The organism is Burkholderia sp. HAN2018 (genome assembly GCF_024704855.1).
GTDB classification, from domain to species: domain Bacteria; phylum Pseudomonadota; class Gammaproteobacteria; order Burkholderiales; family Burkholderiaceae; genus Burkholderia; species Burkholderia cepacia.
Map to the genome: position 1 here is coordinate 1 of NZ_QOBB01000149.1, position 18807 is coordinate 18807.

Consider the following 18807-nt stretch of genomic DNA (forward strand, 5'->3'; position numbering starts at 1 on the left):
TCTACTTCCGTACGACGGACGTGACGGGCTCGATCGAGCTGCCGAAGGACAAGGAAATGGTGATGCCGGGCGACAACGTGTCGATCACGGTGAAGCTGATTGCACCGATCGCGATGGAAGAAGGTCTGCGCTTCGCAATCCGCGAAGGTGGCCGTACGGTCGGCGCCGGCGTCGTCGCCAAGATCATCGAGTAAGCCAGTTATTCGTTGATCGACAGTTTTGGGGCTGGCAACAGCCAGCCCCAGTATGGTTTAGGGGTATAGCTCAACTGGCAGAGCGTCGGTCTCCAAAACCGAAGGTTGGGGGTTCGATTCCCTCTGCCCCTGCCAAAAAATAGCCACGTGTTCTACGTGGCATTTGTTTTAAGGTGTTATGGCGAATCCATCCGTCGAAACTGTAAATACCTCCGGCGATAAGCTGATGCTGGCCCTGGGCGTATTGTTGGTCTTGGCCGGATTCGTGGGCTTCTTCTGGCTGGCCAATCAGCAGTGGTATGTCCGCGGTGCCGCGTTGGCGGTAGGGATCATCGCCGGCGTGGCCGTCGGGCTGATGTCCGCCCCTGGCAAGAGCCTCATCGCCTTTGCCAAGGATTCGTACAAGGAAGTCCGGAAGGTCGTTTGGCCCACCCGCAAAGAAGCAACGCAAACCACACTCGTCGTGTTCGGTTTCGTGCTCGTGATGGCGATTTTCCTCTGGTTGAGTGACAAATCGATCGAATGGGTGATTTTCTCGGCGATTCTGGGTTGGAAATGATATGAGCGATACTCCGGCATCCCCGAGCGGAAAGCGTTGGTACGTCGTGCACGCCTACTCCGGTATGGAGAAGAGCGTGCAACGTGCGCTTCAGGAGCGCATCGAACGTGCTGGCATGCAGGACAAATTCGGTCAGATCCTGGTTCCGACCGAAGAAGTGGTCGAAGTCAAAGGCGGCCACAAGGCAGTAACCGAGCGTCGATTTTTCCCCGGCTACGTGCTGGTGGAGATGGAAATGACGGACGAAACGTGGCACCTCGTGAAGAACACCGCGAAGGTTACCGGTTTCGTCGGCGGTGCACGTAACCGCCCGACCCCGATTTCCCCGAAGGAAGTCGAGAAGATCATGTCGCAGATGCAGGAAGGCGTCGAGAAGCCGCGCCCGAAGACCCTGTTCGAAGTCGGCGAGATGGTGCGTGTGAAGGAAGGCCCGTTCACGGACTTCAACGGCACCGTCGAAGAAGTCAACTACGAAAAATCGCGCGTGCGTGTGTCGGTCACCATCTTTGGTCGATCCACCCCGGTCGAACTCGAGTTCGGCCAGGTCGAAAAAGTTTGATCCCGATTCGGTGGGCAGCCTCGGCTGCCCACCTTCGCGCTTACGGCCCGCGTCATGGCCGTTGAGGAGCGTCAGTAGTCAGAGGCGAAAGCGCGTTATCACTCACCGAACGCCCTTCCGGCGTTCCAATGAGGTTCACAAATGGCAAAGAAGATTATCGGCTTTATCAAGCTGCAGATCCCTGCAGGTAAAGCCAACCCGTCGCCGCCGGTCGGTCCGGCACTGGGCCAGCGCGGCCTGAACATCATGGAGTTCTGCAAGGCGTTCAACGCGCAGACTCAAGGCATGGAGCCGGGTCTGCCGGTGCCGGTGGTCATCACGGCATTCGCTGACAAGAGCTTCACGTTCGTGATGAAGACGCCGCCGGCGACCGTCCTGATCAAGAAGGCGGCGAAGGTGGACAAGGGCTCGAGCAAGCCGCACACCGACAAGGTCGGTTCGATCACGCGCGCTCAAGCCGAAGAAATCGCGAAGACCAAGATGCCGGACCTTACGGCAGCTGATCTGGACGCAGCCGTTCGCACCATCGCTGGTAGCGCACGCTCGATGGGCATCACTGTGGAGGGCGTGTAAATGGCTAAGATCTCCAAGCGCCGTCAGGCATTTGCCGCCAAGGTTGATCGTCAGAAGCTGTACGCGATCGAAGACGCACTGAGCCTCGTGAAGGAATGCGCGAGCGCGAAGTTCGACGAGTCGATCGACGTCGCAGTCCAGCTCGGCATCGATGCGAAGAAGTCGGACCAGGTCGTTCGCGGTTCGGTCGTTCTGCCGGCGGGTACGGGCAAGTCGGTTCGCGTTGCAGTGTTCGCGCAAGGCGAGAAGGCTGAGCAAGCTCGTGCAGCAGGCGCGGAAATCGTCGGTATGGAAGACCTGGCTGAGCAGATCAAGGCTGGCCAGATGGACTTCGACATCGTGATCGCTTCGCCGGACACGATGCGTATCGTCGGTACGCTGGGTCAGATCCTCGGCCCGCGCGGCCTGATGCCGAACCCGAAGGTCGGTACGGTCACGCCGGACGTCGCAACCGCCGTCAAGAACGCGAAGGCTGGTCAGGTGCAATTCCGTGTCGACAAGGCCGGTATCATCCACGCGACCATCGGCCGTGCATCGTTCGAGCCGACCGCACTGCGTTCGAACCTGTCGGCACTGATCGAAGCGCTGCAGAAGGCAAAGCCGGCAACGAGCAAGGGCGTCTACCTGCGCAAGATCGCACTGTCGAGCACGATGGGCGTCGGCGTGCGTGTCGACCAGGCTACGCTGGCCGCACAGTAAGCAAGATTTCGGGCCGCTTCGTTCGCGAAGCGGCCTACATGGGCTTTGGGCGGTTGTTCGTGCAGCAGGGCGGGCAACCGGTTATCAAAGACCGTTGGTGGGGCGCAGCAGTCAGGTGATCCCTTAATTCAAGCCAACGCAGATGGCGAACCCGAAAAAGTTTTGCAGTGGTGAAGCCGCAGGCCGTGAAGCGATTCGCGGCATGAGGTGGAAATACTCCTAACGAGGTCGGACGCCGTTGTTGAACGAGGTACGTGAGGTTTCGTGCCGAACGTATCGTTTCTGGAGGCTAACCGTGCCGCTTAATAGAGAAGACAAGCAAGCCGTCGTCGCTGAGGTTTCCGCGCAAGTCGCGAAGGCCCAGACCGTTGTGCTGGCTGAGTATCGTGGAATTGCGGTTGGCGATCTGACCAAGCTGCGCGCGCAAGCGCGTGAGCAACAGGTTTACCTGCGCGTGTTGAAGAACACGCTGGCGCGCCGCGCCGTTGAAGGTACGCCGTTTGCTCCGCTGGCAGAGCAGATGACTGGCCCGTTGATCTATGGCATCTCGGAAGATGCAATTGCTGCTGCTAAGGTCGTCAACGACTTCAGCAAGAGCAATGACAAGTTGGTCATCAAGGCTGGTTCGTTCGATGGCAAGGTGATGGACAAGGCTGGCGTGCAAGCGCTGGCAAGCATCCCGAGCCGCGAAGAACTGCTCTCGAAGCTGCTGTTCGTTATGCAATCGCCTGTTTCGGGCTTCGCGCGTGCCCTGGCCGCGCTGGCAGAGAAGAGGCAAGCGGAAGCTGCGTAATCGAACGTGCATCAGCGTCATTGATCGCTGGCTGTATCCGAATTCAATTTAGGAGTATTTCAAATGGCAATCGCAAAAGAAGACATCCTGGCAGCAGTCGAAGGGATGACCGTTCTGGAACTGAACGAACTGGTCAAGGCGTTCGAAGAGAAGTTTGGCGTGTCGGCAGCTGCAGTGGCAGTCGCTGGCCCGGCAGGCGGCGGCGCTGCTGCTGCTGCAGAAGAGAAGACCGAATTCACGGTCGTTCTGGCTGAAGCAGGCAGCAACAAGGTTGCAGTCATCAAGGCAGTTCGCGAACTGACGGGCCTGGGCCTGAAGGAAGCGAAGGACGTCGTTGACGGCGCACCGAAGGCTGTCAAGGAAGGCGTCGACAAGGCTGCTGCTGAAGAAGCCAAGAAGAAGCTGGAAGAAGCTGGCGCGAAGGTCGAAGTCAAGTAAGTTTCGGCGCGCTGTGCGAAGGCTGGCGGTATTTTCACCGCCGGCCTTTTTGTGCTTTGTGGGGACGTTATTCTGGCACTCATTCGGGAGCCCGAATAATCGGCCCCAGAAGCCAAAGAAAACCGCCTGATCGTTGTGATTGGTCACGAATGGCGGTTCTCTTTGTCTTCTGAAGCGACTGCAGAAGGCAAGTTTGGTCGGGTAGCGGGCAACACAGGCATCCGCTGCCGTCAGCCAGCGGTTGGTAGCGGCCAACCACCAAGCTTCTCGGCTCGTTCAAGCCGTCGGACGGCCATCGGGTCTCAGTCGGTGAACACTCGGGTTTGAAACGTCCAGGTATTCCGCCTCGATAGCACCCGCCGTGATTCGGAGATCGTATGCAATATTCCTTCACCGAGAAGAAGCGCATTCGCAAGAGTTTCGCGAAGCGCCCCATCGTTCACCAAGTTCCTTTCTTGCTGGCTACCCAGCTTGAATCATTCAGCACGTTTCTGCAAGCCGATGTGCCGGCCACGCAACGCAAGCCTGAAGGTTTGCAGGCCGCGTTCACATCGGTATTTCCCATTGTTTCGCACAACGGCTTCGCGCGCCTCGAGTTCGTGAGCTACGCGTTGTCCGCGCCGGCATTCAACATCAAGGAATGCCAGCAGCGCGGCCTGACGTACTGCTCCGCGCTGCGCGCGAAGGTCCGCCTTGTCATCCTCGACAAGGAATCGCCGAACAAGCCGGTCGTCAAGGAAGTGAAAGAGCAGGAAGTGTACATGGGCGAAATTCCGCTCATGACGCCGACGGGCTCGTTCGTCATCAACGGCACCGAGCGTGTCATCGTCTCGCAGCTGCACCGTTCGCCGGGCGTGTTCTTCGAACACGACAAGGGCAAGACGCACAGCTCGGGCAAGCTGCTGTTCTCGGCACGGATCATTCCGTACCGCGGCTCGTGGCTCGACTTCGAATTCGATCCGAAGGACATCCTGTACTTCCGCGTCGACCGTCGCCGCAAGATGCCGGTCACGATCCTGCTGAAGGCCATCGGCCTGACGCCGGAACAGATTCTCGCGAACTTCTTCGTGTTCGACAACTTCACGCTGATGGACGAAGGCGCACAACTCGAGTTCGTGCCCGAGCGCCTGCGTGGTGAAGTCGCGCGTTTCGACATCACGGATCGTGATGGCAAGGTCATCGTCCAGAAGGACAAGCGGATCAACGCGAAGCACATTCGCGATCTCGAAGCCGCGAAGACCAAGTTCATCTCGGTGCCGGAAGACTATCTGCTCGGCCGCGTGCTGGCGAAGAACGTCGTCGACGGCGACACCGGCGAAGTGATCGCGAGCGCGAACGACGAAGTCACGGAAAGCGTGCTCGAGAAGCTGCGCGAAGCGGGCATCAAGGACATCCAGACGCTCTACACGAACGACCTGGACCAGGGCCCGTACATCTCGTCGACGCTGCGTGTCGACGAAACGACCGACAAGACTGCCGCGCGCATCGCGATCTACCGCATGATGCGTCCGGGCGAGCCGCCGACCGAAGAAGCGGTCGAGGCCCTGTTCAATCGTCTGTTCTACAGCGAAGAAGCGTACGACCTGTCGAAGGTCGGCCGCATGAAGTTCAACCGCCGCGTCAGCCGTGACGAGATCACCGGCCCGATGACGCTGCAGGACGACGACATCCTCGCGACGATCAAGATCCTCGTCGAACTGCGCAACGGCAAGGGCGAAGTGGACGACATCGACCACCTCGGCAACCGTCGCGTGCGTTGCGTCGGCGAACTGGCGGAAAACCAGTTCCGCGCCGGTCTCGTGCGTGTCGAGCGCGCGGTCAAGGAACGCCTCGGCCAGGCCGAAAGCGAAAACCTGATGCCGCACGACCTGATCAACTCGAAGCCGATTTCGTCGGCGATCCGCGAGTTCTTCGGTTCGTCGCAGCTGTCGCAGTTCATGGACCAGACCAACCCGCTGTCGGAAATCACGCACAAGCGCCGTGTTTCCGCACTGGGCCCGGGCGGTCTGACGCGCGAACGCGCAGGCTTCGAAGTTCGTGACGTGCACCCGACCCACTATGGCCGTGTGTGCCCGATCGAAACGCCGGAAGGTCCGAACATCGGTCTGATCAACTCGCTCGCACTGTACGCGCACCTGAACGAGTACGGCTTCCTCGAGACGCCGTACCGCAAGGTCGTGGACAGCAAGGTGACCGACCAGATCGACTACCTGTCGGCGATCGAGGAAGGCCGCTACATGATCGCTCAGGCGAACGCCGCGATCGACGAGAACGGCACGCTGATCGACGAACTCGTGTCGTCGCGTGAAGCCGGCGAAACGATGATGGTCACGCCGGACCGTATCCAGTACATGGACGTCGCGCCGTCGCAGATCGTGTCGGTTGCAGCCTCGCTGATTCCGTTCCTCGAGCACGACGATGCGAACCGTGCACTGATGGGTTCGAACATGCAGCGTCAGGCCGTGCCGTGTCTGCGTCCGGAAAAGCCGGTCGTCGGGACGGGTATCGAGCGCACCTGCGCGGTTGACTCGGGTACGACGGTTCAGGCGTTCCGCGGCGGCGTCGTCGACTATGTCGACGCAGGCCGTATCGTGATTCGCGTGAACGACGACGAAGCGGTCGCAGGTGAAGTCGGTGTCGACATCTACAACCTGATCAAGTACACGCGTTCGAACCAGAACACGAACATCAACCAGCGTCCGATCGTGAAGATGGGCGACAAGGTCTCGCGCGGCGACGTGCTGGCCGACGGCGCCTCGACGGACCTGGGCGAGCTCGCGCTCGGCCAGAACATGCTGATCGCGTTCATGCCGTGGAACGGCTACAACTTCGAAGACTCGATCCTGATCTCGGAGAAGGTGGTTGCGGACGATCGCTACACGTCGATCCACATCGAAGAGCTGAACGTCGTTGCACGCGACACGAAGCTCGGGCCGGAAGAAATCACGCGCGACATCTCGAACCTGGCGGAAGTCCAGCTCGGCCGTCTCGACGAATCGGGCATCGTGTACATCGGTGCTGAGGTCGAAGCAGGCGACGTGCTGGTCGGCAAGGTCACGCCGAAGGGCGAGACCCAGCTGACGCCGGAAGAGAAGCTGCTGCGCGCGATCTTCGGCGAGAAGGCTTCGGACGTGAAGGACACGTCGCTGCGCGTGCCGTCGGGCATGAGCGGTACCGTGATCGACGTCCAGGTGTTCACGCGTGAAGGCATCCAGCGCGACAAGCGTGCGCAACAGATCATCGACGACGAACTGAAGCGCTACCGTCTCGACCTGAACGACCAGCTGCGCATCGTGGAAGGCGACGCGTTCCAGCGTCTCGCACGCATGCTGGTGGGCAAGGTCGCGAACGGCGGTCCGAAGAAGCTCGCGAAGGGCACGAAGATCGACCAGGCTTACCTGGAAGACCTCGACCACTACCACTGGTTCGACATCCGCCTCGCGGACGACGAAGCAGCGGCATCGCTCGAAGCGATCAAGAACTCGATCGAAGAGAAGCGTCACCAGTTCGACCTCGCGTTCGAAGAGAAGCGCAAGAAGCTCACGCAAGGCGACGAACTGCCGCCGGGCGTGCTGAAGATGGTCAAGGTCTACCTCGCGGTGAAGCGCCGTCTGCAGCCTGGCGACAAGATGGCAGGCCGTCACGGTAACAAGGGTGTCGTGTCGAAGATCGTCCCGATCGAAGACATGCCGTACATGGCCGACGGCCGTCCGGCAGACGTCGTGCTGAACCCGCTGGGCGTGCCGTCGCGGATGAACGTGGGTCAGGTTCTGGAAGTGCACCTCGGCTGGGCTGCGAAGGGCCTCGGCTGGCGTATCGGCGAAATGCTGCAGCGTCAGGCGAAGATCGAGGAACTGCGCGTGTTCCTGACGAAGATCTACAACGAGTCGGGCCGCCAGGAAGACCTGGAAAGCTTCACCGACGACGAGATCCTCGAACTCGCGAAGAACCTGCGCGAAGGCGTGCCGTTCGCGACGCCGGTGTTCGACGGTGCGACCGAGGAAGAAATGGGCAAGATGCTCGACCTCGCGTTCCCGGACGACATCGCCGAACAGCTCGGCATGAACCCGTCGAAGAACCAGGTCCGTCTGTACGACGGCCGCACGGGTGAAATGTTCGAACGTCGCGTGACGCTGGGCTACATGCACTACCTGAAGCTGCACCACTTGGTCGACGACAAGATGCACGCGCGTTCGACCGGCCCGTACTCGCTCGTCACGCAGCAGCCGCTGGGTGGTAAGGCGCAGTTCGGTGGCCAGCGTTTCGGTGAAATGGAAGTGTGGGCACTCGAAGCGTACGGCGCGTCCTACGTGCTGCAGGAAATGCTGACGGTGAAGTCGGACGACGTGACCGGCCGGACGAAGGTGTACGAAAACCTCGTCAAGGGCGACCACGTGATCGATGCAGGCATGCCGGAATCCTTCAACGTGCTCGTGAAGGAAATCCGCTCGCTCGGTATCGATATCGATCTCGACCGCAATTAATCGGACTACGGAGAGAAAGCAATGAAAGCTCTGCTCGATCTATTCAAGCAAGTCCAACAGGAAGAAGTTTTCGACGCGATCAAGATCGGTCTGGCTTCGCCTGACAAGATCCGTTCGTGGTCGTTCGGCGAAGTGAAGAAGCCGGAGACCATCAACTACCGTACGTTCAAGCCGGAACGCGATGGTCTCTTCTGCGCGAAGATCTTCGGGCCGATCAAGGACTACGAGTGCCTGTGCGGCAAGTACAAGCGCCTGAAGCACCGCGGCGTGATCTGCGAGAAGTGCGGCGTCGAAGTGACGCTGGCGAAGGTGCGTCGCGAACGGATGGGCCACATCGAACTGGCCTCGCCGGTCGCGCACATCTGGTTCCTGAAGTCGCTGCCGTCGCGTCTGGGCATGGTGCTCGACATGACGCTGCGCGACATCGAACGCGTGCTGTACTTCGAAGCGTACGTGGTGATCGAACCGGGCATGACGCCGCTGAAGGCGCGGCAGATCATGACCGAAGAGGATTACTACAACAAGGTCGAGGAATACGGCGACGAATTCCGTGCCGAAATGGGCGCGGAAGGCGTGCGTGAACTGCTGCGCGCGATCAACATCGACGAGCAGGTCGAGACGCTGCGCACCGAGCTGAAGAACACCGGCTCGGAAGCGAAGATCAAGAAGTACGCGAAGCGCCTGAAGGTCCTCGAGGCATTCCAGCGCTCGGGCATCAAGCCCGAGTGGATGATCCTCGAAGTGCTGCCGGTGCTGCCGCCGGAACTGCGTCCGCTCGTGCCGCTGGACGGCGGCCGTTTCGCGACGTCGGACCTGAACGACCTGTACCGCCGCGTGATCAACCGTAACAACCGGTTGAAGCGCCTGCTCGAGCTGAAGGCCCCTGAAATCATCGTCCGCAACGAAAAGCGGATGCTGCAGGAAGCCGTCGACTCGCTGCTCGACAACGGCCGTCGCGGCAAGGCGATGACGGGTGCGAACAAGCGTCCGCTGAAGTCGCTCGCCGACATGATCAAGGGTAAGGGCGGTCGTTTCCGTCAGAACCTGCTGGGCAAGCGCGTCGACTACTCGGGCCGTTCGGTCATCGTGGTCGGCCCGACGCTGAAGCTGCACCAGTGCGGTCTGCCGAAGCTGATGGCGCTCGAGCTGTTCAAGCCGTTCATCTTCAACAAGCTGGAAGTGATGGGCGTCGCGACGACCATCAAGGCTGCGAAGAAGGAAGTCGAGAACCAGACGCCGGTGGTGTGGGACATCCTCGAAGAGGTGATCCGCGAGCACCCGGTGATGCTGAACCGTGCGCCGACGCTGCACCGTCTCGGTATCCAGGCGTTCGAGCCGGTGCTGATCGAAGGCAAGGCAATTCAGCTGCACCCGCTCGTCTGCGCGGCGTTCAACGCCGACTTCGACGGTGACCAGATGGCCGTTCACGTGCCGCTGTCGCTCGAAGCGCAGATGGAAGCGCGTACGCTGATGCTGGCGTCGAACAACGTGCTGTTCCCGGCCAACGGCGATCCGTCGATCGTGCCGTCGCAGGATATCGTGCTGGGTCTGTACTACGCGACCCGCGAAGCGGTCAACGGCAAGGGCGAAGGCCTGTCGTTCACGGGCGTGTCGGAAGTGATCCGCGCGTACGAGAACAAGGAAGTCGAGCTCGCATCGCGCGTCAACGTGCGGATCACCGAAATGGTCCACAACGAGGACACGTCGGAAGGCGCGCCGCCGTTCGTGCCGAAGATCTCGCTGTACGCGACGACCGTCGGCCGCGCGATCCTGTCGGAGATCCTGCCGCACGGCCTGCCGTTCTCGGTGCTGAACAAGCCGCTGAAGAAGAAGGAAATCTCGCGCCTGATCAACACGGCGTTCCGCAAGTGCGGTCTGCGCGCGACGGTGGTGTTTGCCGACCAGCTGATGCAGTCGGGTTTCCGTCTCGCGACGCGCGCCGGCATTTCGATCTGCGTGGACGACATGCTCGTGCCGCCGCAGAAGGAAACGATCGTCGGCGACGCCGCGAAGAAGGTGAAGGAGTACGACCGCCAGTACATGTCGGGTCTCGTCACCGCGCAGGAACGCTACAACAACGTGGTCGACATCTGGTCGGCAACGTCGGAAGCGGTCGGCAAGGCGATGATGGAGCAGCTGTCGACGGAGCCGGTGACGGACCGCGACGGCAACGAGACGCGCCAGGAGTCGTTCAACTCGATCTACATGATGGCCGACTCGGGCGCCCGGGGTTCGGCGGTTCAGATTCGTCAGCTGGCCGGTATGCGTGGCCTGATGGCGAAGCCGGACGGCTCGATTATCGAGACGCCGATTACCGCGAACTTCCGCGAAGGTCTGAACGTGTTGCAGTACTTCATCTCGACCCACGGTGCACGTAAGGGTCTGGCTGATACGGCACTGAAGACCGCGAACTCGGGTTACCTGACGCGTCGTCTCGTCGACGTCACGCAGGATCTGGTCGTCGTGGAAGACGATTGCGGCACGTCGAACGGCGTGGCGATGAAGGCACTCGTCGAAGGCGGTGAAGTCGTCGAGGCGCTGCGCGACCGTATCCTCGGCCGCGTTGCGGTTGCGGACGTCGTGAACCCGGAAACGCAGGAAACGGTGTACGAATCGGGCACGCTGCTCGATGAAACGGCGGTCGAGGAAATCGAACGCCTCGGCATCGACGAAGTGCGCGTGCGCACGCCGCTGACCTGCGAAACGCGCTACGGTCTGTGTGCGTCGTGCTACGGCCGTGACCTCGGCCGCGGCTCGCTCGTGAACGTCGGCGAAGCAGTCGGCGTGATCGCGGCACAGTCGATCGGTGAACCGGGCACGCAGCTGACGATGCGTACGTTCCACATCGGTGGTGCGGCATCGCGTGCGGCAGTGGCTTCGTCGGTCGAAGCGAAGAGCAACGGTATCGTCCGCTTCACGGCGACGATGCGTTACGTCACGAACGCGAAGGGCGAGCAGATCGTCATTTCCCGTTCGGGCGAAGCGATGATCACCGACGATTTCGGTCGCGAGCGCGAGCGTCACAAAGTGCCGTACGGCGCGACGCTGCTGCAGCTCGACGGCGCGACGATCAAGGCAGGCACGCAGCTCGCCACGTGGGATCCGCTGACGCGTCCGATCATCACCGAGTACGGTGGTACGGTGAAGTTCGAGAACGTCGAGGAAGGCGTGACCGTCGCGAAGCAGATCGACGACGTGACCGGCCTGTCGACGCTGGTCGTGATCGACGTGAAGCGCCGTGGTTCGCAGGCTTCGAAGAGCGTGCGTCCGCAGGTCAAGCTGCTCGATGCGAACGGCGACGAAGTGAAGATTCCGGGCACGGAGCACGCGGTGCAGATCGGCTTCCAGGTCGGCGCACTGATCACCGTGAAGGATGGTCAGCAAGTGCAGGTCGGTGAAGTGCTCGCACGTATCCCGACGGAAGCGCAGAAGACGCGTGACATTACCGGCGGTCTGCCGCGGGTGGCGGAACTGTTCGAAGCGCGTTCGCCGAAGGATGCCGGCATTCTCGCGGAAGTCACCGGTACGACGTCGTTCGGTAAGGACACGAAGGGCAAGCAGCGTCTCGTCATCACGGATCTCGAGGGCAACCAGCACGAGTTCCTGATCGCGAAGGAAAAGCAGGTTCTGGTTCACGATGCCCAGGTCGTCAACAAGGGCGAAATGATCGTGGACGGTCCGGCCGATCCGCACGACATCCTGCGTCTGCAGGGTATCGAGGCGCTGTCGCGCTACATCGTCGACGAAGTGCAGGACGTGTATCGTCTGCAGGGCGTGAAGATCAACGACAAGCACATCGAGGTGATCGTTCGCCAGATGCTGCGTCGTGTGCAGATCACCGACAACGGCGATACGCGCTTCATCCCGGGCGAACAGGTCGAGCGTTCCGACATGCTGGACGAGAACGATCGCATGATCGCCGAGGACAAGCGTCCGGCTTCGTACGACAACGTGCTGCTCGGTATCACGAAGGCATCGCTGTCGACCGACTCGTTCATCTCCGCGGCATCGTTCCAGGAAACGACCCGCGTGCTGACCGAAGCGGCGATCATGGGCAAGCGCGACGATCTGCGCGGCCTGAAGGAAAACGTGATCGTCGGCCGCCTGATTCCGGCCGGTACGGGTCTCGCGTTCCACAAGGCACGCAAGGCGAAGGAATCGTCGGATCGCGAGCGTTTCGACCAGATCGCAGCGGAAGAGGCGTTCGATTTCGGCACGCCGAGCACGCCTGCTGCGGAAGAGCCGCAACAGCACCCGGCAGCCGAGTAAGCGCGGGCGGCGCGAGCCGCCTTGCCTCACCACGCTGTCACCGAGACCGCCCGGTTTTGCCGGGCGGTTTTTTTTCATCTGTCGTTCGCGTGCATGACGCGCCTGTGCCGTGCCGGCCTCGCTTGCTCGCGACGGACGTGCGGCCTGACTGCAAGCGCCACCGAAGCCGTTGCAATCACTTGCGGCGCGGTCGTGGCAGGCTCGTCATGCACGCGAACGAACCCTGGCCGATCGGCCAAAACCGCACGATTCGCCACGCGTCCCGCGAGCGGGTTGTTAAAATTGCGGTCATCGTCCAGCCGTCCCCGCCCTCTTTCATGTCCCGCGCCCTCGAAATCCTCGACGAAGTATTTGGTTATCCCGCTTTTCGCGGCCAGCAGGGCGAAATCGTCGAACACGTCGCCGGCGGCGGCGATTGTCTCGTGCTGATGCCGACCGGCGGCGGCAAGTCGCTGTGCTACCAGATTCCGGCGCTGCTGCGTCGCGAGGCCGGGCAGGGTGCCGGTATCGTCGTGTCGCCGCTGATCGCGCTGATGCAGGACCAGGTCGCCGCACTGAGCGAAGTGGGCGTGCGCGCGGCGTACCTGAACTCGACACTGTCGGGCGCCGAGGCCGCGGCGACCGAGCGGGCGCTGCGCGAAGGCGAAATCGACCTGCTGTATGTCGCGCCCGAGCGGCTGATGACAGGGCGCTTCCTCGACCTGCTCGAGCGCGCGAAGATCGGCCTGTTCGCGATCGACGAAGCGCACTGCGTGTCGCAATGGGGGCACGATTTCCGCCCGGAATACATCCAGCTGTCGGTGCTGCACGAGCGATTTCCGTCGGTGCCGCGCATCGCATTGACCGCGACGGCCGATGCGATCACGCGCGACGAGATCATCCACCGTCTCGCGCTCGACGACGCACGCGTGTTCGTGTCGAGCTTCGACCGCCCGAACATCCGCTACCGGATCGTCGAAAAGGACAACGCGCGATCGCAGCTGCTCGATTTCATCCGCGCCGAACACACGAATGCCGACGGCACGACGGATGCGGGTGTCGTTTATTGCCTGTCGCGCCGCAAGGTCGAGGAAACGGCCGAATGGCTGAAGGCGCAAGGCGTGCGCGCGCTGCCGTATCACGCGGGGATGGAGTTCGAGGTGCGGCAGAAGCACCAGGAAATGTTCCAGCGCGAGGAAGGCATCGTGATGTGCGCGACGATCGCGTTCGGCATGGGCATCGACAAGCCGGACGTGCGCTTCGTCGCGCACCTGGATCTGCCGAAGAGCGTCGAAGGCTACTACCAGGAAACGGGCCGCGCCGGCCGCGACGGGATGCCCGCGAATGCGTGGATGGCGTACGGGCTCGGCGACGTCGTCCAGCAGCGCAAGATGATCGACGAATCGGATGCCGACGACGCACACAAGCGCGTCCAGACGTCGAAGCTCGACGCGCTGCTCGGGCTGTGCGAGACGATCTCGTGCCGCCGCGTGCGGCTGCTGAACTACTTCGGCGAGGAGAGCAAGCCGTGCGGCAACTGCGATACGTGCCTCGAGCCGCCCGCTTCGTGGGACGCGACGCGTGAGGCGCAGATGGCGCTGTCGTGCGTGTTCCGCGCGCAGCGCGCGAGCGGCTTCAATTTCGGCTCGAGCCACCTGATCGAGATCCTGCGCGGCGGGCGCACCGAGAAGGTGTTGCAGCGGGGCCACGACCAGCTGACGACGTTCGGGATCGGCGCGTCGCTGTCGGAGCCCGAGTGGCGCGCGATATTTCGGCAGCTCGTCGCGTACGGCTACCTGGCCGTCGATCACGGCGGCTTCGGTGCACTCGTGCTGACCGAGGCCGCGAAGCCGGTGTTGAAGAACGAGGAGAAGGTCACGCTGCGCCGCTACGTGAAGCCGCAGCGCACGCGCCAGTCGTCGGGCCGCAGCGGCACGCGCGTCGATCCGACGGCCGGCATGGGCACGCGCGAGCGCGCAAGGTGGGATGCGCTGCGCGCGTGGCGCGCGGAAACGGCGAAGACGGACGGCGTGCCGGCCTACGTGATTTTCCACGACGCGACGCTCGCCGAGATCGCACGCAACGCGCCGGAGACGATCGACGACCTGCGCCATATCCCCGGCATGGGGGTGCGCAAGCTGGAGCGCTTCGGCGACGAGATCATCGACGTCGTCGAGTCTGCCTGACACAGGCGTTCCGACCCTTCCGGTAAACCACGCGTCCGGCCGGCGAATCACGCAAGCCGTTGACTTAGTTGGTATTTCCGGAATATGATGCTGGGTTCCGGTATTCGGTGGGCCGAGTTGCGTTCGAAAGCTCGCACCCGTTTCGCCGGTTCGGAAGTCAACTGTGCGCCGATTCTCGCTTTGCCCGAAATCGATGTGCAGATTTTGTTCAATTTCAGGAATAAACAATGCCAACCATCAACCAACTGGTTCGCAAAGGCCGTCAGTCGGAAACGACGAAGAGCAAGAGCCCGGCCCTGCAGGACTGCCCCCAGCGTCGCGGCGTGTGCACCCGTGTGTACACGACGACGCCGAAGAAGCCGAACTCGGCACTCCGTAAGGTCGCCAAGGTTCGTCTGACGAACGGCTTCGAAGTGATTTCGTACATCGGCGGTGAAGGCCACAACCTGCAGGAACACTCGGTTGTGCTGATCCGCGGCGGCCGTGTGAAGGACTTGCCGGGTGTGCGTTACCACATGGTTCGCGGCTCGCTGGATACCCAGGGCGTCAAGGACCGTAAGCAAGCGCGCTCGAAGTACGGCGCGAAGCGTGCAAAGGCTGCCAAGTAAGCAGTTTTTGATCAGGGATCGCCGCAGGGCGGTCAAGGCGGGAGTGCCGGATTGCCGGTGCTGTCGAGTAAGTGGTCACCCGGCCAAGCTGGTTAGTCGTGAAGATGTGATCGGGTTTGTTGGTGGCCGCGGAGCTGGTTCCAGCTCCAACTGAACAAGTAAAGGAAGAATCATGCCGCGTCGTCGCGAAGTCCCCAAGCGGGAAGTGTTGCCGGATCCGAAGTTCGGTAACGTTGATGTAGCCAAGTTCATGAACATGCTGATGCTGTCCGGCAAGAAGTCGGTTGCGGAGCGCATCGTTTATGGCGCATTCGAACAGATCCAGACCAAGGGTGGCAAGGACCCGCTGGAAGTGTTCACGGTTGCGCTCAACAACGTCAAGCCGGTGGTCGAAGTGAAGAGCCGTCGCGTTGGTGGTGCCAACTATCAAGTTCCGGTCGAAGTGCGCCCGTCGCGTCGTATGGCATTGGCGATGCGCTGGCTGCGTGAGGCTGCGAAGAAGCGCAGCGAGAAGTCGATGGCTCTGCGCCTGGCAGGTGAACTCTCCGAAGCGGCCGAAGGCCGTGGCGGCGCGATGAAGAAGCGCGATGAAGTTCACCGCATGGCAGAAGCCAACCGCGCGTTCTCGCATTTCCGTTTCTAAGCGCCTGGCTGGGCTGTTTGCGGAAATAAATTCCGGGCGGGTGCGCTTTTCAGGCGCCTCGCCCGTTTGTGTTGAAGCATGATGCAGCAGGGCTGCATCGTGTCATCCCAGTAGAGGATCAAAGTGGCTCGCAAGACTCCTATCGAGCGCTACCGCAATATCGGTATTAGCGCTCACATCGACGCCGGCAAAACGACGACGACCGAGCGCATTCTGTTTTACACCGGTGTGAACCACAAGATCGGTGAAGTCCACGACGGCGCAGCCACGATGGACTGGATGGAGCAGGAACAGGAGCGTGGCATCACGATCACGTCCGCTGCTACCACGGCCTTCTGGAAGGGCATGGGCGGCAACTATCCGGAACACCGCATCAACATCATCGACACCCCGGGCCACGTCGACTTCACGATCGAAGTGGAGCGTTCGATGCGCGTGCTCGACGGCGCGTGCATGGTGTACTGCGCAGTGGGCGGCGTGCAGCCGCAGTCGGAAACGGTGTGGCGCCAGGCTAACAAGTACAAGGTGCCGCGTCTCGCGTTCGTCAACAAGATGGACCGTACCGGCGCGAACTTCTTCAAGGTCTACGACCAGCTCCGTCTGCGCCTGAAGGCGAACCCGGTTCCGGTCGTGGTGCCGATCGGCGCGGAAGAAAACTTCAAGGGCGTCGTCGACCTGATCAAGATGAAGGCGATCATTTGGGACGAAGCGTCGCAAGGCACGAAGTTCGACTACGTCGACATCCCGGCTGAGCTCGCAGAGACCTGCAAGGAATGGCGCGAAAAGATGGTTGAAGTGGCTGCTGAGGCCAGCGAAGACCTGATGAACAAGTACCTGGAAGAAGGCGATCTGCCTGAAGCCGACATCGTCAAGGCGCTGCGTGATCGTACGATCGCGTGCGAAATCCAGCCGATGCTGTGCGGTACCGCGTTCAAGAACAAGGGCGTGCAGCGTATGCTCGACGCCGTGATCGACTTCCTGCCGTCGCCGGTCGACATCCCGCCGGTCAAGGGCGAGCTCGAAAACGGTGAAGAAGCGGAGCGCAAGGCGTCGGACGACGAGAAGTTCTCGTCGCTCGCGTTCAAGATCATGACCGACCCGTTCGTCGGCCAGCTGATCTTCTTCCGTGTGTACTCGGGCGTCGTCAACTCGGGCGACACGCTGCTGAACTCGACCAAGGGCAAGAAGGAACGCCTCGGCCGTATTCTGCAGATGCACGCGAACCAGCGTGAAGAAATCAAGGAAGTCCGTGCAGGCGACATCGCTGCTGCGGTCGGCCTGAAGGAAGCGACCACCGGCGACACGCTGTGCGATCCGGCAAACCCGATCGTGCTCGAGCGCATGGTGTTCCCGGAGCCGGTGATTTCGCAGGCTGTCGAGCCGAAGACCAAGGCCGACCAGGAAAAGATGGGCCTGGCGCTGAACCGTCTGGCACAGGAAGATCCGTCGTTCCGCGTGCAGACCGACGAAGAGTCGGGCCAGACCATCATTTCGGGCATGGGCGAGCTCCACCTCGAAATTCTGGTCGACCGGATGAAGCGTGAATTCGGCGTGGAAGCAACCGTCGGCAAGCCGCAGGTTGCATACCGCGAAACGATCCGTTCGACGGCGAAGGACGTCGACGGCAAGTTCGTCAAGCAGTCGGGTGGTCGCGGCCAGTACGGTCACGCGGTCATCACGCTCGAGCCGAACGAACAAGGCAAGGGCTACGAGTTCTTCGACGAGATCAAGGGTGGTGTGATTCCGCGTGAATACATCCCGGCGGTCGACAAGGGTATCCAGGACACGCTGAAGTCGGGCGTGCTGGCTGGCTTCCCGGTCGTCGACGTGAAGGTTCACCTGACGTTCGGTTCGTACCACGACGTTGACTCGAACGAAAACGCGTTCCGCATGGCCGGTTCGATGGCGTTCAAGGAAGCAATGCGCAAGGCGAACCCGGTCGTCCTCGAGCCGATGATGGCTGTCGAAGTCGAGACGCCGGAAGACTACATGGGCAACGTGATGGGCGACCTGTCGGGCCGTCGCGGTATCGTCCAGGGCATGGAAGACATGGTTGGCGGCGGCAAGATCGTGCGCGCCGAAGTGCCGCTGTCGGAAATGTTCGGCTATTCGACGTCGCTGCGCTCGCTGACGCAAGGTCGTGCAACGTACACGATGGAGTTCAAGCACTACGCTGAAGCTCCGCGCAACGTTGCTGATGCGATCATCAGCGCGAAGTCGAAGTAATTCGCTATCTCAATCGATAATTTTTGAAAGAAGAGAATCATGGCAAAAGGTAAATTCGAGCGGACCAAGCCGCACGTGAACGTTGGTACGATTGGTCACGTTGACCACGGCAAGACGACGCTGACGGCAGCGATCACGACGGTTCTGACGAAGAAGTTCGGCGGCGAAGCGAAGGCGTACGACCAGATCGACGCGGCACCGGAAGAAAAGGCGCGCGGCATCACGATCAACACGGCGCACGTCGAGTACGAAACGGCTAACCGCCACTACGCACACGTCGACTGCCCGGGCCACGCTGACTATGTGAAGAACATGATCACGGGCGCAGCGCAGATGGACGGCGCGATCCTGGTTTGCTCGGCAGCAGACGGCCCGATGCCGCAAACGCGTGAGCACATCCTGCTGGCGCGTCAGGTTGGCGTTCCGTACATCATCGTGTTCCTGAACAAGTGCGACATGGTGGACGACGCTGAACTGCTCGAGCTGGTCGAGATGGAAGTTCGCGAACTCCTGTCGAAGTACGACTTCCCGGGCGACGACACGCCGATCGTGAAGGGTTCGGCAAAGCTGGCGCTGGAAGGCGACACGGGCGAGCTG

General features: G+C 61.4%; 14 protein-coding genes and 1 tRNA gene. All 15 read left to right on the top strand.

Translation table 11 applies throughout. The features are described from left to right. A partial coding sequence (locus DPV74_RS28350) for a translation elongation factor Tu (RefSeq protein ID WP_075644242.1) occupies positions 1-194 on the top strand: 194 nt, incomplete at its 5' end. A 59-nt stretch (positions 195-253) separates the two neighbouring features. Beyond that, positions 254-329 (top strand) — tRNA-Trp (locus tag DPV74_RS28355). 43 nt (positions 330-372) lie between these two features. Beyond that, a complete protein-coding gene (gene secE, locus DPV74_RS28360; protein WP_006482892.1) occupies positions 373-753 on the top strand; it encodes a preprotein translocase subunit SecE in 381 nt (126 codons plus the stop codon). A gap of 1 nt (position 754) precedes the next feature. Next, positions 755-1312, top strand: a complete 558-nt coding sequence (gene nusG / locus DPV74_RS28365) for a transcription termination/antitermination protein NusG (protein ID WP_006400672.1) — start codon at positions 755-757, stop codon at positions 1310-1312. Between the two features lie 141 nt (positions 1313-1453). Beyond that, entirely contained in the window at positions 1454-1885 is a 432-nt protein-coding gene (rplK, locus tag DPV74_RS28370) for a 50S ribosomal protein L11 (RefSeq protein WP_006477201.1), read from the top strand. Beyond that, positions 1886-2584: a 50S ribosomal protein L1 gene (gene rplA, locus DPV74_RS28375; RefSeq protein WP_006482906.1), complete on the top strand. Its 699-nt coding sequence runs from the start codon at positions 1886-1888 to the stop codon at positions 2582-2584. A 295-nt stretch (positions 2585-2879) separates the two neighbouring features. Beyond that, positions 2880-3377, top strand: a complete 498-nt coding sequence (gene rplJ, locus DPV74_RS28380) for a 50S ribosomal protein L10 (RefSeq protein ID WP_119338390.1) — start codon at positions 2880-2882, stop codon at positions 3375-3377. 63 nt (positions 3378-3440) lie between these two features. After that, positions 3441-3815 carry a 50S ribosomal protein L7/L12 gene (rplL, locus tag DPV74_RS28385; protein WP_021161757.1) on the top strand — a complete coding sequence of 125 codons (375 nt, stop codon included), beginning with the start codon at positions 3441-3443 and terminating at the stop codon, positions 3813-3815. A gap of 377 nt (positions 3816-4192) precedes the next feature. Continuing rightward, a complete protein-coding gene (gene rpoB / locus DPV74_RS28390) occupies positions 4193-8299 on the top strand; it encodes a DNA-directed RNA polymerase subunit beta (RefSeq protein ID WP_027788581.1) in 4107 nt (1368 codons plus the stop codon). 21 nt (positions 8300-8320) lie between these two features. Beyond that, positions 8321-12568, top strand: coding sequence for a DNA-directed RNA polymerase subunit beta' (gene rpoC, locus DPV74_RS28395; protein ID WP_021161759.1), 4248 nt, complete (start codon positions 8321-8323; stop codon positions 12566-12568). 317 nt (positions 12569-12885) lie between these two features. Continuing rightward, complete coding sequence (gene recQ / locus DPV74_RS28400) at positions 12886-14733, top strand: DNA helicase RecQ (RefSeq protein ID WP_021161761.1); 1848 nt, start codon at positions 12886-12888, stop codon at positions 14731-14733. Positions 14734-14960: 227 nt separating this feature from the next. After that, positions 14961-15341, top strand: a complete 381-nt coding sequence (gene rpsL, locus DPV74_RS28405; RefSeq protein ID WP_006400662.1) for a 30S ribosomal protein S12 — start codon at positions 14961-14963, stop codon at positions 15339-15341. A 172-nt stretch (positions 15342-15513) separates the two neighbouring features. Further along, positions 15514-15984 (top strand): 30S ribosomal protein S7, encoded by a 471-nt coding sequence (rpsG, locus tag DPV74_RS28410; RefSeq protein WP_006477195.1) that lies wholly within the window; start codon positions 15514-15516, stop codon positions 15982-15984. 123 nt (positions 15985-16107) lie between these two features. Beyond that, entirely contained in the window at positions 16108-18210 is a 2103-nt protein-coding gene (fusA, locus tag DPV74_RS28415) for an elongation factor G (protein WP_021161762.1), read from the top strand. 39 nt (positions 18211-18249) lie between these two features. Continuing rightward, on the top strand, positions 18250-18807 hold a 558-nt coding region (locus DPV74_RS28420; protein WP_119338391.1), incomplete at its 3' end, for a GTP-binding protein.

Bases quoted from the DNA above. Each gene is read 5' to 3' on its own strand.
- secE (WP_006482892.1), top strand. From the start codon at position 373: ATGGCGAATCCATCCGTCGAAACTGTAAATACCTCCGGCGATAAGCTG.
- nusG (WP_006400672.1), top strand. From the start codon at position 755: ATGAGCGATACTCCGGCATCCCCGAGCGGAAAGCGTTGGTACGTCGTG.
- rplK (WP_006477201.1), top strand. From the start codon at position 1,454: ATGGCAAAGAAGATTATCGGCTTTATCAAGCTGCAGATCCCTGCAGGT.
- rplA (WP_006482906.1), top strand. From the start codon at position 1,886: ATGGCTAAGATCTCCAAGCGCCGTCAGGCATTTGCCGCCAAGGTTGAT.
- rplL (WP_021161757.1), top strand. From the start codon at position 3,441: ATGGCAATCGCAAAAGAAGACATCCTGGCAGCAGTCGAAGGGATGACC.
- rpoB (WP_027788581.1), top strand. From the start codon at position 4,193: ATGCAATATTCCTTCACCGAGAAGAAGCGCATTCGCAAGAGTTTCGCG.
- rpoC (WP_021161759.1), top strand. From the start codon at position 8,321: ATGAAAGCTCTGCTCGATCTATTCAAGCAAGTCCAACAGGAAGAAGTT.
- recQ (WP_021161761.1), top strand. From the start codon at position 12,886: ATGTCCCGCGCCCTCGAAATCCTCGACGAAGTATTTGGTTATCCCGCT.
- rpsL (WP_006400662.1), top strand. From the start codon at position 14,961: ATGCCAACCATCAACCAACTGGTTCGCAAAGGCCGTCAGTCGGAAACG.
- rpsG (WP_006477195.1), top strand. From the start codon at position 15,514: ATGCCGCGTCGTCGCGAAGTCCCCAAGCGGGAAGTGTTGCCGGATCCG.